Origin of the sequence: Haloferula sp. (assembly GCF_049672945.1) — a bacterium.
Lineage (GTDB): Bacteria > Verrucomicrobiota > Verrucomicrobiia > Verrucomicrobiales > Akkermansiaceae > Haloferula.
Genome location: NZ_JBATWY010000036.1, coordinates 1 through 15,669 on the forward strand (window position 1 = coordinate 1; position 15,669 = coordinate 15,669).

15 protein-coding genes and 1 pseudogene are annotated in these 15,669 nt (G+C 59.8%); 3 read left to right on the plus strand and 13 right to left on the minus strand.

All coding sequences use genetic code 11. The features are described 5' to 3' along the window. The 10 genes and pseudogenes from WBG04_RS02970 to WBG04_RS03015 form a co-directional block, all read right to left on the minus strand. Positions 1–408: pseudogene (locus tag WBG04_RS02970) on the minus strand (hypothetical protein); the annotation flags it as partial. A 98-nt stretch (positions 409–506) separates the two neighbouring features. Then, entirely contained in the window at positions 507–1,499 is a 993-nt protein-coding gene (locus tag WBG04_RS02975) for a hypothetical protein (protein ID WP_424312869.1), read from the minus strand. Positions 1,500–1,534: 35 nt separating this feature from the next. After that, positions 1,535–1,801, minus strand: a complete 267-nt coding sequence (locus WBG04_RS02980; RefSeq protein ID WP_424312870.1) for a hypothetical protein — start codon at positions 1,799–1,801, stop codon at positions 1,535–1,537. A 35-nt stretch (positions 1,802–1,836) separates the two neighbouring features. Further along, positions 1,837–3,381 (minus strand): hypothetical protein, encoded by a 1,545-nt coding sequence (locus WBG04_RS02985; RefSeq protein WP_424312871.1) that lies wholly within the window; start codon positions 3,379–3,381, stop codon positions 1,837–1,839. Positions 3,382–3,432: 51 nt separating this feature from the next. Beyond that, a complete protein-coding gene (locus tag WBG04_RS02990; RefSeq protein WP_424312872.1) occupies positions 3,433–4,695 on the minus strand; it encodes a 3-deoxy-D-manno-octulosonic acid transferase in 1,263 nt (420 codons plus the stop codon). A gap of 11 nt (positions 4,696–4,706) precedes the next feature. Further along, positions 4,707–5,264: a 16S rRNA (guanine(966)-N(2))-methyltransferase RsmD gene (rsmD, locus tag WBG04_RS02995; RefSeq protein ID WP_424312873.1), complete on the minus strand. Its 558-nt coding sequence runs from the start codon at positions 5,262–5,264 to the stop codon at positions 4,707–4,709. Positions 5,265–5,342: 78 nt separating this feature from the next. Then, positions 5,343–6,899 carry a hypothetical protein gene (locus WBG04_RS03000; RefSeq protein WP_424312874.1) on the minus strand — a complete coding sequence of 519 codons (1,557 nt, stop codon included), beginning with the start codon at positions 6,897–6,899 and terminating at the stop codon, positions 5,343–5,345. A 4-nt stretch (positions 6,900–6,903) separates the two neighbouring features. After that, positions 6,904–7,647 carry a hypothetical protein gene (locus WBG04_RS03005; protein WP_424312875.1) on the minus strand — a complete coding sequence of 248 codons (744 nt, stop codon included), beginning with the start codon at positions 7,645–7,647 and terminating at the stop codon, positions 6,904–6,906. A gap of 139 nt (positions 7,648–7,786) precedes the next feature. Continuing rightward, a complete protein-coding gene (locus tag WBG04_RS03010; protein ID WP_424312876.1) occupies positions 7,787–8,182 on the minus strand; it encodes a YkgJ family cysteine cluster protein in 396 nt (131 codons plus the stop codon). Further along, positions 8,182–8,931, minus strand: coding sequence for a peptidoglycan recognition protein family protein (locus WBG04_RS03015; RefSeq protein ID WP_424312877.1), 750 nt, complete (start codon positions 8,929–8,931; stop codon positions 8,182–8,184). Before WBG04_RS03015 ends, WBG04_RS03010 begins: the two co-directional genes overlap by 1 nt. Before the next feature lie 30 nt (positions 8,932–8,961). Here WBG04_RS03015 and mfd point away from each other — a divergent pair, with 30 nt between their 5' ends. After that, positions 8,962–12,276 (plus strand): transcription-repair coupling factor, encoded by a 3,315-nt coding sequence (mfd, locus tag WBG04_RS03020; RefSeq protein ID WP_424312878.1) that lies wholly within the window; start codon positions 8,962–8,964, stop codon positions 12,274–12,276. A gap of 75 nt (positions 12,277–12,351) precedes the next feature. After that, complete coding sequence (locus WBG04_RS03025) at positions 12,352–12,645, plus strand: putative quinol monooxygenase (RefSeq protein ID WP_424312879.1); 294 nt, start codon at positions 12,352–12,354, stop codon at positions 12,643–12,645. 75 nt (positions 12,646–12,720) lie between these two features. On the opposite strand, the gene WBG04_RS03030 is transcribed toward WBG04_RS03025, so the two are convergent. Then, the gene (locus tag WBG04_RS03030; protein WP_424312880.1) at positions 12,721–12,969 is read right to left on the minus strand and encodes a zinc ribbon domain-containing protein; all 249 of its coding nucleotides are present in this window, start codon (positions 12,967–12,969) and stop codon (positions 12,721–12,723) included. A gap of 105 nt (positions 12,970–13,074) precedes the next feature. Between WBG04_RS03030 and ahr the strand changes: the two genes are divergently transcribed. Beyond that, positions 13,075–14,094, plus strand: a complete 1,020-nt coding sequence (gene ahr, locus WBG04_RS03035) for an NADPH-dependent aldehyde reductase Ahr (protein ID WP_424312881.1) — start codon at positions 13,075–13,077, stop codon at positions 14,092–14,094. 19 nt (positions 14,095–14,113) lie between these two features. Here ahr and WBG04_RS03040 read toward each other — a convergent pair whose 3' ends face one another. Both WBG04_RS03040 and WBG04_RS03045 read right to left on the minus strand, forming a co-directional pair. Further along, positions 14,114–15,022 carry a hypothetical protein gene (locus tag WBG04_RS03040; protein WP_424312882.1) on the minus strand — a complete coding sequence of 303 codons (909 nt, stop codon included), beginning with the start codon at positions 15,020–15,022 and terminating at the stop codon, positions 14,114–14,116. A 67-nt stretch (positions 15,023–15,089) separates the two neighbouring features. Beyond that, positions 15,090–15,659, minus strand: coding sequence for a DUF3592 domain-containing protein (locus tag WBG04_RS03045; RefSeq protein WP_424312883.1), 570 nt, complete (start codon positions 15,657–15,659; stop codon positions 15,090–15,092). Between the last annotated feature and the right edge of the window lie 10 nt (positions 15,660–15,669).

Sequence of the window (15,669 nt, forward strand, 5' to 3'; positions counted from 1 at the left end):
GATCAGCACCGCCAAAGCAATGCGGGTTCTGGTACCCGCCGAATCCTGAATCAACATCAGCCGGCGCCACAGCATCGCAATCAACCCGATTCCCTGCAGCCCCGCGAAACCCAACCAGAGCCACGCAATCCAGCTCACCGGGGTTTGACCTCCCCAAAGCAGGATCGAAAGGGACCAGGCAGCCAGGGACGCCGTCCAGATCAAGAAGGTGACACGTGGCGACCACGCTCCCAAAAGAAACGACAAGCCATGCAGTGCGATGAAGCTCACCGGTAAGACACCGATTCCCGCGGTCCAGGCTCCGCCAAGTCGCCACAACCCATCGAATACCGCCACGGCCACCACCAGCGGAACAATCCCCCCGAGCACAAGCCACTCCAGACGATGGCTGCCCGGGAAAGATCCCATGGTCACTGCATCACCATCTGGAACTTTGAGGCGACCGCCAAAAACCCGGAAAAAAGGCGATGCCGCCCGATTGTCGCCACTCTTGATCGTCTCGCGCCTCATTCGCCGCCTCCTTCCCGACGACGGAATACCGGTTCAAAAACGAACCACTGATTCCAGTGCGGTATGACGCCCTCGAGCAGCGCCTCGGTCCACACCTTGAGCCCGGGGTCCTCACCCGGCCCCCGCTTCCGTGGAGGCAGGGCCACCGGTGGGAAAACCTTCACCCGATAACGACGCCAGCCATCGCGAATGATGAACAAGGGAAAGCACTCGGCCCGGGTGATCCTTGTTAGAAACAGAGGACCCTTTGGAAGCGTCATCATCAGGCCGGGCTTCACCTCCACCTCAACCGGCGAGACATCGAAGACGACACGGTCTCCCTGAATCGCCACGATATTCCCCTCATTGAGCAGTCGTGCCAGTTCGACGCCAAGCATTTCGCCGCCATCATTGTAGAGCGTCTTGAAAAAGGGATTGAGTCGCTCCTTCTCCCGCAACTCCGCCTCCTTGATCGCCTGCATCTCCGCCTCACGCTCCTTGGCCCTCACCGCGTAAACGGTGCGCCCGAACTTCGACGAAAACAAAGGCGCGGCCATATCATAGTTGCCCATGTGTGCTGTTAGAATGAGGCAACCGCCTTCATGCGCCGCCAGCCGCTCGAAATTCTCCATGCCTTCAATCACCCAGTCCACCTCACCCGTGCCCGTTTCACTGCGCAGCGCATCGACGTAGGTGCCCGCAAAATTCCAGAACACCCGATAAGCTCCGAAGCCCGCGCGCATTCGGCTCCATTCAGGGAACATTGCCGTCAGATTCGAAATCACCGCTCTCCGCTGCTCACCCGCCACCCCGAAAAACACCAGCGTCCAGATCGACATCAGCAGCGGTTCAAGGAACCACGGCAAGACCTTCAAGCCACGCATCAGCAGGCGGGTCGGCAGATCGCCGAACACGCCCAATCGCCGACTCCACGATGACTTCTCTTCTTCCTCCACTGGCCTTACAAGAGCAATGCCCGCCCACCCCTTCCATGGCAAGCGCGAGATCATTTTCGAAACATCGCCCAGCGAGCCCAAAGGCCACCTTAACGGCTATTGTCGTCAACTCCCCAACGCCACTTCGTCGGCTCGCCCTTCTTCCAACAGATGATCAATAATACCGCTGATGCAGCAAAGACCGAGACCAAGTAGGGCACGACGCTGGCAGCTGGATCAAACACGAAGGCCAGCCCCACGATCACCAACAGGTAGAGCAGGGTCGCCACCCAACCCTGCCAGCTCGAAGGCACCCCCCAACCCCAGCCGTAGCGCTTTGCAGGGAACCAGTAATTCCTGTTTCCTTGATCACTCATGGCAGGATGGGGAAATGGGTTTCATGGCGAAGCGCCTACTCCTCCACCATCGACTCGATTCGACCGAGCCTCACCAAACGGCGGGCAATGAGCTTCGATTTCCCGCGCAGCACTCGCACGCCACCGGGCTTCAATCGACTGATCTTGCGGGTGATCTTCCCCGGGCTGATGTGGCGGGCCTTGAAGACCTTGCGCTTCTTCTTTTTCCGCTTCCGCTTCTTGGCTCCACCCGCTGCAGGTTTGGCCTGAGGGGGTTGGGCACGGCGTTTCGGCAGCACCAGCGTATCATCGGAAAAAAGCAGCAGGTGACCCTGGGTCAGCAGCCAGAACATATCGACGAGCCACTCCTTGGGCGCTTCCTCGCTGTCTTCCGGCAAGAGCGCTTTCCACAAGTCTCCAAGCGTCGGCTTTTCCTGCGCGTCGACCCACTCGACAATCTTCGTCGGACGATCCGCCAGCTTGGTGTCCTCCGGAATCGGGTGAGGTCGCGAAGGACCGCTGAAAAGTTTGCCCTGACGTTTGAAGACCGAGAGATGCTCGGTTTCCAGAATTCGGCAAATGGTCGGAATCAGCATCGCCGGATGTCGCCGGGTATTCGAACCGGCAATCCGAATCGCCGCCAGCAACCCGATCGAGAGATTCGTCGGCGGCACATCACCCGGCAACTCGGTCTCACGAACTTCCTTGAAAGCTTCGCCGAAATGTTTGGTCGCGAAGTCGCGCTCGACGACGCCGCGATCGAAGGTCCAGTCCTCGTCCGATCCCCCCTTCACCCGCCAGCGTCGGCGCTTCTTCATCGTTTCAAGCCAGGCATTGACCGCCTCCTCACCCCGCTCGGTCTTCACTCGCGAGGCATAGCGATCAAAGTCCATGTTAGAAAAATTCTCGCGATGAAGACGACGAAGTGTCGTCTGGTAGGCATGGAAATTCGGCGGGCCCAGCCATTCACCCGAGAGTCCGCACTTCGCCACGACCTGGAAGTTCCCTTTCGGAGGATCCGTTTCGGTGTCCTCGACCTCATACAACTCTTCGATCGGACCCGCCTGCCAGAAGTGAGCCACCGCTTCTTCCTTCGTAACGAACAGGGAATCATCCTTCAGCCCGCGGAACATCACCGGCCCACGCTTTTCATCCGAGGTGATCGTCAGCGTACAACGATCGCGCTTATCGAGAAGGATCTGGGCGATGTCGAAAAGTGAATAGACACGAGCGACCTGATGAATTTCCTTCACCACGAGTCGCACCGCTTCCACCGCTGGCCCAATGGTCACTTTCACTCCAGGCGCCGGAGCCGGAAGATCCCGCCCGCCATCATGACGCTGCCGGTCGTCGCGACCGCGATACGGTCCACTCCCTCCCCGTTGTCCGCCACCACGCGGAGCACCACCGCCGCGCTGTCCGCCACGGTCATCACGTCTTTCAAAACCGCGACCGCCACCGGGTCGACCGCCACCGCGCTTCTTGTCGCGGTCGTCGCCCTTATGGTTGTCGTAATTTTTTACCGGTGTGTCGTCGCGGGCCCATGCGGGTCCGAGATCAAATGCGGAAAGCAGACTCTGCTTGTCAGGGGCGTCACTCACGGGCGCAACCCTAGCGGGCGTTTTCCAAATGACAAACCCCCGCTTAGGCATTCATTTCAGCGTCAATAAATCCAGAATCCGGCCCGTGGCTCCCCGGTGACCGTCCAAAACGGCCCTTGCCTTCGCCACCCCTTCCGTCGACGCCTCACCTTGCCTGCCCCATTTCTTCAGGCACTCCACCAACTCGGCCTCATCCGCGACCCGTTGAGCGCCGCCAGATTCCACCAAACGACTGGCCAGCGGCTCGAAATTCTCCATGTGGGGCCCGAAAACGAGGGGCTTGCCGGCAATGATCGCCTCCGCGGGATTCTGACCACCGACCCCGAGAAAACTTTTCCCAATCACCACCCCATCCGCCGAGGCCGTCCAATCGCCGAGTTCACCGGTGCTGTCGATCACCAACGCACATGCCGCGGCGTCCTTCGGCTTTCGAAAATCTGATCTCAACACCACTTCGAATCCCTCATGCTCCAGCGCCGCCTTCACCTCGGCACGGCGCTCCGCATGACGTGGGACGCAGAGATAAAAGCCACCCGCCTCTCGCACCGCCCGACCAATCAATTCTTCCTCACCGACATGCGTGCTGGCGGCGAGCACCACCGGTCGTCCCAGGGCACAGGCATCGAGCATCGCGGCAAAGCCCTCACGCCGTGTCGGTAGCGCGCCCGCACCAGGATCGAACTTCATGCTGCCGGTGACCTTCACTTCATCGACACCCAATTGCCTCCATATCTCAGCATCCGCGGCTTCTTGAACTGCCACCCAATCGAGTTTGGAAAAAATCGGCCGCACCCAATCCGCCAGCTTGCGGTAGCGGCGCTTCGAACGCGGCGACATCCGGGCATTCACCAGCCGCACCGGCAGCTCGCGCTTCGCGCTCTCAAGCATCAAATTCGGCCACATCTCCCCCTCAACCAGCACGATCTGGGACGGCTGGAATCGATCAAGGTAGCGCCGCACCATCCATCGGAAGTCGACCGGCTGGTAGACAACTCGGACCGCCTTCATCGCCGCCTCGACCGCCACCGCCTGACCGGTCGCCGTCCCCACCGCCAAAACAAAGACCTCGTCCGGATCCCGCTCACGCCAGGCGCGGATCAGCTTCATCGCCAGCAGCGTCTCGCCGACACTGACCGCATGGACATGCACCGCACCGCAGGGTTCGAACTCAAGCTCTTCGCCGTAAATCGAAGCACGCTCCCCGAGACCGCTCCCGAAGCCACCACGACGCACCGTTTTCAAAAGCCAAGCAGGCAATGCCACCACCACATAAATCGGGAGCAGCACGCGGTAGAGCGCGAGCGAGGGCGACATCAGTAGTGAGGCTAGGAAGGGACGGCCTTGGCGTAAAGCAGGATGGCGCTGCTGCCGTATTCGCGCCGCTCCAGAAACGTGAATCCTTCCCCTTCGCGAACCGGCTCACCAATCGATTGCTCCATCACCATCAGTCCTTCCTCAGCCAGACGCTCCGCCAAAGCGCCTTTCGCAAACAGCTCCTTCAAGTGATCCCGGTCGGAGGGAAATTTCGCATAGGGTGGATCAACAAAAATCAAATCATAGCTGCCAACATCGCGAGTCACCCAGGCATGCACATCCGCCTTCACCACCCTGCCACCTTCCAACCTCGATTTGGCCAGATTCTCATGCAACACCTTCTCGACGGCCCGGTGCTCATCGACAAAGACACAGCTCGTCGCCCCGCGACTCAACGCTTCCAGACCCAGGGCTCCCGAACCCGCGAACAAGTCGAGAATCCGCGAGTCCTGAACCCGCACCCCGAGAATCGAAAACACCGCCTGACGGACAAAGTCCGTTGTCGGCCGCGTGACTGCTTTGGGCACTTTGATCGCAATCCTGCCCGCCTTTCCCGCAATGATCCTCATCGCTGCTTCATTGCCACTCCCCGGCCCATCCGGCAATCCCGGAGTGCTGAATCGGAGCCCTCACTTTGGACTGCGCCTTCACAACTGATCCAGCGGAACGACCGAGCCTCCATCGCCAAATTGAATACTCCACCCGGGTGCTTCCCGCCACAGCAGCACATCAGAATACCAGCGGTTGTCCGGTTGCAGGGGCTTGAAGGAAAAACGCCCCTGCGGCTGCCTCTTCCCGAACTGCGCGTTGATGAAGCTCACACTCGCAAACGGCACCACAACACGAAGCACCGCCGCCCCTTCGCGAGCGGTCAGCCACCCATTTCCAAGCAGGGAAACATTGTCACTGATCAAACGGGTGTCCGGAGACTGAATCAGGCCACTGGACAACTGAAGCGAACCCGACGCGGAGTCGAAGGAAAGCTCCTGACCCGCCACACTTCCTTTCAGTCCATCCAAGCTCCATTCCGCCACCCCCGTCAGCGAACCCGGCGCCAGCAACCAGCCGTTGCCAAGTAGCCGCGCTTTGAAGGCTTCTCCTTCCAATAATGCACCCCCACCCGGCTTCAAGGGACCGATCGATGACATCCGCAAGTTGAGCTCCCCCTGAAATGGAAGACCCAACACAGGGTTCAGCAAAACACTTCCCGACAGCTTGGAATCTTTGGTTTCATCGTCGGGAAACGTCACCACGAGCTTCGACTCGGCCCGCTCGACTTGAAACAACAGGTTCTCCTCAAGCGTCGCTCCCAGTATTTCTAACAAGCCGAGCGAATTGTCGGTCTCCTCTTGCGCGCCGAACAATGGCAGGTCCACTTGAATGCCACGCAAAGCCAGCAGAGGCTCGGGACCTCCTACCCGCACCAACTCGAAAGACCCGTCGTCGATCCTTACTCGAAGCCTCCTCGGCTTCTCTTTCTTTACCGGCACCGCTTTCACGACCGGAGGGGGTGACTGCACGTCTTCCGGCGCTTCTTTGACGGCCTTTTCATCCGGCTCAATGGTTGGCACCTCCTCGACTTTCTGAACTTCGGGCTCCACTGGGATTTCCTCACCGGGATCCGGCAAGTCCGGCACTTCGACCTGAATCGGTGGCGTGATGGGACCAGGATCCACCGGTTCGAAATCAAGCCCGGGGATCGGGGTCAGCGCAGGAGAAAAAAGCTCCTCTTCTCTCGCCACCTCCGCCACCACCATCGGTGTCACCGGTGCCGCCACCTCGGGAATCGCATCCGCCACCACGCTTGCCAGCATTTCGACACTGACGTGGAACCGCGGACTTTCGAGCGACAGTTCGTGCACCCGCCACTCGCGGTTCATCGCCGACTCGTAGTCAGGCCACGCGTGGACTCGATCCACCTCCAACAAAGGCTCCGCCAGGACATCCGCAAGGGCCTGCGGCTGTCCGACTTTCAGTCCGCGAATGGAAGCACCCGACCAAGGGGTCCAGCCGATCGCCTCAATGCTCACCGGCAAGCCTCCAAGCCGCTGCGACGCCTTCGTCGCCACCTTCGCACGTATCCACGATGTGGCCAGCAATGCCTGAAGCAGCAGAAAGCCGAGCACCAACAGCCCGATTAGACCCGCCACCACCTTCAGAGTGCGGCGGCACCAACGAGGATAGCCATGCCGCCGATGGTTCATTGAACTACTTCTGGGTTGGAGCCGGCGGCTTCAAAATCCCCGCCTCCCCCATGGGATAACGCAGCACCAAGCTCTTGTCGTAAATCCGCGTGCCTTCGCTGGAAATTTCCTGCATCCGATAAATAATCAGGCCCCACTTTCCATCACCAGTCTTACCAATCGCGAAGTTTTCCTTGGTTTTCCCCAGCGAAGTCTCCTCTTCAAAGCGCCACTCGTGACCCGACCACTCACCGAGGATGCTGCGCTTGTCCGCAGATACATCTTCGAGACGCTTGAGCGTTCCATTCGGCGAGGTGAAGACATCCTTCTCGGCATTGTATTTGAGAGTGGATATCGGGATCGAGCCTCCCCCTTCCTGCCCGCCGCCGACAGCAGCAGTGATCGACCATAGGCCGTCGCCGGACTCCTTGAGTTGCAAAATCACCGCCTCGACTGGCTTGAATTCGCGGGCATCCCAGAGTTTGAGATACTCCTCATACTCGGCCTCAGTCAGCCCGAGCTTGGGATCATAAGGGAGTGGCACGCCTGGAGAAGATTTCTTCGAATGCTCCTTGAACCATTCTGGATGCTCCAGAGCAGCGGCTTCGACTTTGGCCACATACTTGTCGAGATCCGCTGGCGGAATCACGACGGTGATCGCCCCTTTCACAAACTCGTCCTTGGGAAGAAATGCCAAAGCCTTCGGCACATCGGCAGCGATGGCAGCGGGAGCGACGAGGGCGACGAGAACGGGAAAAATCTGCTTCATGAATTCGGGGCAAATTGGCTCCCGATGAACCGAAACTCAAGCGGCAATCCTTCAAAGCACCTCCCAAACCTCGGGATTGGCCAGGCAGCCACCTCCTCCTGCCTGCTTGGCTCCCTGAAATGGCCCGCTTTATTGGAAACTACGCCAGCCCCACCCGGCGCGCCTCCTCCATTGGCATTGGCGCGGCTTCGCACTCTTTCTGCCAGTCCGGAAAATTCCACTTGTTCGGAAATCCGGCACACTGCGCGGGCTTCACTTCATGGATACGGCAACCACCCTTCTTCAGCATGATGCACTCGTGATTGTCCTTCTCGATCAGTGACAAGCCCTGACGATTGGTTCTCAGACGGGTGTATTTCTCAAGGAAGGCCGCTTCGCTCATCCCGAGATAGCCGGCAATTCGCGAAACCTCGTCGTCCTCCAGACGGACATCGCCCGGCCACTTGCAACACTTCGTGCAACGCTGGCACACATAAAAGGTATCCGGATCAAGATAGACCTCCCGGTTCCCGGGGCTTCCATGCTCGGCACTCATCAGCGACTCGCGACCGATTGGGAGTTGATCTGCTTGTAGTAACTGTTGATCCGCCCTTGAAAGGCTTTCCATTTCCGACCGGGCCGACCGTTATCCAGAAGAAAGTGCGGGCAGTTCTTATGCGGCCTGCTCGTTCCCTTCCTCGGCCAGTGATAGTGAGGCACCACGCGACTCAGCGGAATGCCATTTTTATGCATCAGGTAAGCCGTCAATTTCGCCGTCCGATCAATCGTCGCGTTGATATTGGACCCGCGCTCCTCGCACATTTCGATCCCGATCGAGTAGCGGTTTCCCGGACCATCAAAGTCCGCGTGCTCACCCTGCTCATTGGTCGGCATGTGCTGGATCGCCATTTTTTCATCAACGGTGTAATGCCAGATCAGGTAGCCAATCCGGTTGCCACCCCGGCGTTTGCTCGCCCGCAGCGCCCCGCGTTTCAGTGCCAACGAATGACGTTCGGCACCGGCCGAGTAATTCTGCGTCGAATGGATCGTGATGTAGCGCGGCTTCATCGGACGCACCACTCTCCGCCCGTGGGTTCCCTTCGGCACCATGTCGACCTTCAGGTTCACCTGCCTTATCAATGCCGCAGCACTGGTCGAGGTGTTTACGCTCGTCGTCCCACCCCTGGCTCCACTGCCCCAAATCGGAACCGATGCATCTTCATACCCACCGATCGGCCCGACCTTCATGCAGGAAAACACCGCCAGGGAAAGTGCCGCAAAAGGCAGAACCAAAGGCCATTTCATGCGCTCTCCGTAGCACAGGAACAGCCCAAGGTGAAGCGACGAAACCAGACGACTTACCGAGAACCCTCCCATCTTGCCAAAACCGCAGAAGCCCGCCAACTTCCGGCCGTGCCGAAACCGGCGCATGACCCCACCCCCTGGCTGAACCGGGCTTCCCGCCAGCCAGACTTCGCGCAGCGCCTGGAGCAAGCCTCCGCAGGCGGGGGCACCACTGTGTTCGATCACGTCAGTGAAGCGGCCACCGCTTGGATGATCGTCGTCATCCGACGCACGATCACCAGCCGCAAACGCGTCTGGGTCACCGCCCCTTCGCCAAAACTCCGCGAACGCCTCGCGATCGAACTCGAGCTTTGGAAAGTCGCCGCCCTGATGCTCAGCGAACCTCCGCTGGAAACCGAAGGCGAACTGACCGATGCGGAAGGGGCCGCCAACCGCATCGACACTCTCGATCAAGCCGCCGCCGCCGGGTCCTTCACCATCCTCACCCACCCCGCCGCCTTTTCCGATCCGGCTCCCTCGCCCGCCACCCTCAGCGCCGGGCGCATCGTCCTCAGCCCGGGAAAAACCCACGACCCCGAGAGACTCGCCGCCAATCTCGCCGAGCACGGCTACGAACGCTCCCACCTCGTCCAGGGCCGCGGCCAGTTCGCCGTCCGCGGCGGCATCCTCGACGTCTTCCCATGGCAAGCCGCCGCACCCTTTCGTATCGAGTTCTTCGATACCGACGTCGAATCGATCCGCGAGTTCGATGTCGATTCCCAAGCCTCCATCCGCAAGGTCAGCAAGGCCGACCTCCTGTTGGGCGACCCCGAGAACGACGCCACCGTCGAGTCCTACCGCCGGCCCAACGACCTCGTCATCGCGATCGGTGCGTTTGACGACCTTATCCCCCACATCCAAATCACCGAAAACGCCGCTACGACAAATACCGTAGAAGACTTCTCCACCGCCTGCTTCGCCAACCCCCTCGGCCGTTTCGAAGCCGGCGACTTCGTCCTAGAGCAATCGCGCCGCGACCACTTTTTCCGCCAGCTCGCCGACTGGCACCACGACGACTGGCTGGTCGGTATTGTCTTCGCCAACAAGGGCGAAGAAGAGCGCTTCACCGAACTCGCCGACGAGATCACCCGATTCACATCGCTCCGCGGCGAACTGATGGAAAGCTTCACCGTTCCGTCGGCCAAGCTCGCCCTCATTTCCTCCAGCGAAATCTTCGGCCGCTACCGCAACCCCGCCGCCACCCGCCGCAGTCGGCTTAATCGACAACGCGTCGCCAGCGCCCGCGCCTCACTCGACGACATCTCCGAAGGCGACCTCGTCGTCCACTCCGAATATGGCATCGGCCGTTTTGTCGGCATCGAGCAAGGCGAAGATGAAGAAGACATCACCATCGAATACCGCGATGGCGGCCTGCTCTCCGTCCCCATCGATCAGGCCCACCTCATCGGCAAATACGTCGGACTCGGCGGCAAGGCCCCGATCCTTTCCAAACTCGGCGGCACCGCCTGGAAAAACGTCCGCAAGACCGCCGAGAAAACCATTCTCGACTACGCCGCCGTCATGCTCCGCATCCAGGCCGAGCGACAGGCCGAACCCGGCTTCGCCCACCCGCCCGACTCGCGCTGGATGTGGGAATTTGAGAACTCTTTCCACTTCACTGAAACCGTCGACCAGCGCCGCGCCATCGAGGAAGCCAAGCGCGACATGGAATCCCCACGCCCGATGGACCGCCTCGTCTGCGGCGACGTGGGCTTCGGGAAAACGGAAGTCGCCATCCGCGCCGCCTTCAAAGCCGTCACCGGCGGCAAACAGGTCGCCCTGCTCTGCCCCACCACCGTCCTCGCCGAGCAGCACTGGCGGACCTTCCGCGAGCGAATGAGCGATTATCCGATCCGCATTGACCTGCTCAACCGCTTCCGCTCCCCCGCCGAGATCCGCAGCACCCTCAAAGGCCTCGCCGATGGCTCCGTCGACATTGTCATCGGCACCCACCGCCTCATCTCCGGCGATGTCGCTTACAAAGACCTCGGCCTCGCGGTCGTCGATGAAGAACAACGCTTCGGCGTCAAACATAAGGAAAAATTCAAGGAGCTCTTCCGCCAGATCGACGTTCTAACACTTTCGGCCACCCCCATTCCGCGCACGCTCTACATGGCCCTCATGGGCGCGCGCGACATGTCGACCATCGATACCCCACCGCCGAACCGCGTTCCCGTGCACACCTCCGTCACTCCGTACGACGAACGCATCATCCGCGATGCCATCGAACACGAGATGAAGCGCGACGGTCAGATTTTCTTCCTCCACAACCGCGTCAAATCCATCGAAATGATGCGCCGCAAGCTTGAGGAACTCGTCCCCGAAGCCCGCATCCTCGTTGGCCACGGTCAGATGGATAAAGACGAACTCGAAGTCGTGATGCGCAAGTTCGTCAACGGCGAAGCTGACATCCTGCTCGCCACCACCATCATTGAGACCGGCATCGACATCCCGAACGCCAACACCATCCTCATCGACCGCGCCGACCGCTTCGGCCTCGCCGATCTCTATCAGCTCCGTGGCCGCGTCGGCCGCGCCGGCGAAAAAGCCTACGCCATCCTGCTCCTCCCCCGCGACCAAGCCACCGCCGGCGACGCCCGCAAGCGCATCCACGCCATCAAACAATACACCGCCCTCGGCTCCGGCTTCAAGATCGCCATGCGCGACCTCGAAATCCGCGGAGCCGGCAACCTGTTAGGCACCAAACAATCCGGCCAGATCGCCGCCGTCGGCTTCGATCTCTACTGCCAACTGCTCCGCCAAAGCGTCGACCGCCTCCAAGGCAAGACTCCCAAACAACGCGTCGAAACCACCTTCCGCTCAGACTTCGTCGCCTTCTCCGAAAATGAATACAGGGGAGCGCGGGCGTCCCGCCCAGCGTCTGAAAAATCCGGCGCAGCCGCTACTCCACCATCTTCCATCCACAATCCACCATCTAACATCTCCCCCGATCTCCTCCCCGCCTACATGCCGTCCACCTGGCTCTCCGAAACCCGCCTGCGCATCTCCGCCTACCGCGAACTTGCCGAAACCCTCACCGTCGAGGACCTCGACAAACTTGCCGCCAGCTGGGCCGACCGCTTCGGCAAGCTTCCCGAACCCGCCGCCAACCTCGTCGACGTCACCCGCCTCCGCCTCATCGCCGGAGCCCGCGGCGTCTCCTCCGTCGAGATCAAGGGCCAGCGTCTCATGCTCCAGCGCAACGGCGACTACATCATGCTCGAAGGCCGCCGCTTCCCCCGCCTGACAAGCACCAAGCCCGACGAGAAACTCGCCGAGTCCATCGCCATGCTCCAGTCGCTGTAGGTATCGCGGACAAACCCACACCAGACTCAAGCCGAGCTTTCCCTCACAACGCAATCACCCATCAAACCATCCAACATGAGCCAACCACTGACCATCGTCGCCAACATTCACGCCCACCCTGACAAGATCGAACTGGTCAAAGCCGAATTGGTCAAACTGATCGCTGTCAGCCTCAAAGATCCCGGCTGCATCAACTACGACCTGCATCAGGACAACGAGAATCCCAACCACTTCATGTTCTACGAAAACTGGGAATCGCGTGAGCTGTGGCAGGCACATATGGATACTCCCCACCTCGCCGCCTACGTGAAGGCCACCGAGGGCGCCGTCGCCGAATTTACGCTGAATGAAATGAGTCGCATCAACTGAAGCCCCCAGTCCAGGGCGGGAGTCAAAGGACACCGCACGGAAAACGAGGCCTCAGCATCGACCCTGGGAAACTTCTCAATCCCTCTGGTGGAAAGAGGGATCAGTCACCGAGCCCACCGATTGGAGCGGCTCACGCAGGAGAGCGAATCCTCCAGAAACGAGCCGCCGAACCGGTTTGCCCGTTCCGGGTTGTTCGGTGAGTTTGGGATCGTTCATCCCTTGTTTGACCTCGAAGCGGACGGGAACCTCATCGGCGTTCTGCGGAATGGTCTCATACACATAGGTGGTCATTCCCCACTCTCGCTCCGATCTCTCGGACATCATAGATAAAACTTCGAAATGCCCCACTCGGAAATCAGGCCAGCTCATCTGCCCATGCTCCGAAAAACTCCTCGCTTCCCTGGTGAGCTGATGTAACTGAGGCACGAAATGAGTGAAAGTGATTCCATCAAAGCCTATGCCGTCCACGAAGCAGGCGGAAAATTCGAAGCCTACAACTATGAAGTCGGAGAGCTCGGAGCTGATGAAGTCGAGATCGACGTCCACTACTGCGGCGTTTGTCACAGCGACCTCAGCATGGTCGACAACGAGTGGGGTATCTCTGCCTACCCGCTGATTGCAGGTCATGAGGTGGTTGGGAAAATTGCCAAGATTGGAAGTCAGGTCGAACGCTTCAAGCCCGGCCAAACCGTTGGGCTGGGCTGGCACAGTGGCTACTGCGGTCACTGCACGCCATGCCAGACGGGTGATCAGAATCTGTGCTCGGATGCGCAGCCGACGATCGTCTCTCATCATGGAGGCTTCGCCGAAAAGGTCCGGGCTCAAGATTCCAGCGTGGTGCCCATTCCCGAAGGAGTGGATCTGGAGTCAGCCGGCCCGCTCTTCTGTGGTGGCATCACGGTTTTCAATCCCTTGGTCCAGTTCGACGTGAAATCCACCGACAAAGTGGCCGTGATTGGCATCGGAGGCCTCGGTCACATCGCGTTGCAATTCCTCAATGCCTGGGGCTGCGAAGTCACGGCCTTCACTTCGAGCGAATCCAAACAGAAGGAAGCGATCGAACTCGGTGCCCACAAAACCCTGAACTCCCGTGATCCAAAGGAACTCGAAAAAGCCGCCGGGGCCTTCGACTTCATCATTTCCACCGTGAACGTGAAGTTGGACTGGGACCTCTACATCGGCACCCTCAAGCCCAAGGGACGGCTGCACTTCGTCGGTGCCACCCTCGAGCCCCTCGATGTGGCGGTCTTCCCGCTCATCATGGCTCAAAGGTCGATCTCCGGCTCACCCGTCGGCAGCCCGGCGACGATCGAAAAGATGCTCGAGTTCGCGCGTCTTCATCAGATCCAGCCCAAAGTGGAGGTCTTCCCCATGAGTGAGATCAACGAGGCCTTCGATCACTTGAAGGCAGGCAAGGCCCGCTACCGGATCGTGCTTTCTAACAAGTAGGGACTCGACAAGCAGCGCGCTACTCGCCGTCGTCCTTCATCATCTTGTCGGCCATCCTGAGACCCATAAGCTGAAACTCCTTGAGCTGCTGCTGATGCTCGAAAAAGGCTTCCTGCTGGACGTCGCTGAGGAAGTCGACTTCTTCACGCAGTAAATCCTGCTGGGCTTTCCAAGTCTCTTCGAAGCGCCCCACCATGTCCTCACCTTGCGATTCAAAATAGGCCGCCTTTTGCGAAAAATCCGGAAGCCCCGGCTGGGTCCGGGCCTGGTGCATGACCTCGACCAGTCGTGATTCGGTCTCTTCATCCATCTCCGCGTCCCTGGCCACCATGGCGGCCCGGACACCTTCAAGCTGCTGACGCTCGGGAAGGCGATCCTTGTAGTCCTTGAATCGTTCAAAGTCTTCGTCGTTGTTGAGGAAGGTCCTGATGTCTTCCTCATTCTGCCGGTTGCGCTCCTCCATCTCTTCAACCAGCTGCTTCCTCTCCTCCGGAGTGGCTCCCATCATTTTCATCCCGAACTCCTGCTGGCTCGCGATCTCACCACCGAGCAGCTCGCGGAAATGCTTCGCCTCCTCATCGCTCAGGTCGAGGGTCTCGATGTAGTCCTCATACATCATGGCTACGGCGATCTTCACGCCCTGGCCCATCATCGACTTGCCAGCCGGACTGTCCCACATCTTGCGGATGTTTTTTGAAAAGCCCTGAACTTCCTCCCCTTCCTCAACGCTCCCTCCCTTGCCGGCTCTCTGGAGGGGAATCTCCTGAGCATCCCTGCTCACGACGCGCTTGGGTGTCACCCGCGCGGGAACCTCCGGCGCTTCCATCACAGCGGGAACCGACTTCAACTTGGCGATCCTCCATTCCTGAATTCCAGCCGTCACCCCGATCGCCCCCAAAACCAGAATTGCCACCGATGAGTTTTTCATAAGTCGCGAAAATAGCCATCGAAGCTCCGCCTGTCGACTCCAGAGCTGCCGCCGAATTGGATGGGGGCTAGCGACGCCACGCACCCACCACCACACCCAGTCCGCCGACCAAAAAGATGACCGGAAACCAAAGCGAATAGCCCGGGGCCTTGGACTCCCCGGCAAGCACCGCAAGCTCAGGCTGATTCGGATCGACCTGGCATTCCTGAATGGACGCCGCGGGATAGAGATCCATCAGCATTTCAACCTCATCAATGCGGCTGCTCCACGAACTCCCGCGCAAGCGGTAGCGTTTGCTCTGATACTCCTCACCGTCCCACTCATACGAGTAAAGCACCTGAAAACTCACCTCCATCGGACGACCCGGATCAATCTGACGTTCGGCCATGGTCGACTCCAGAATCACGCAGGGGACCTTCGGCCAGTGATCGATGGCGCGGGCGCGCGAAAAGCTCCTCCACATCAGCCAGGTGAACACGCCCCCAGCCAAAGCCAGCATCAGGCCAATGATGGTTAGATAGACCCTTGCCCCGGTGTTCCGTTTCGCCATACCGCTCCCCCATAGACCTTGAACCCCGGACAAGCCAATGCCGAATCCCTCCCAGCAAACAAGAACCGCCGATTCCTTGGCCCGCATAATGGTTCGA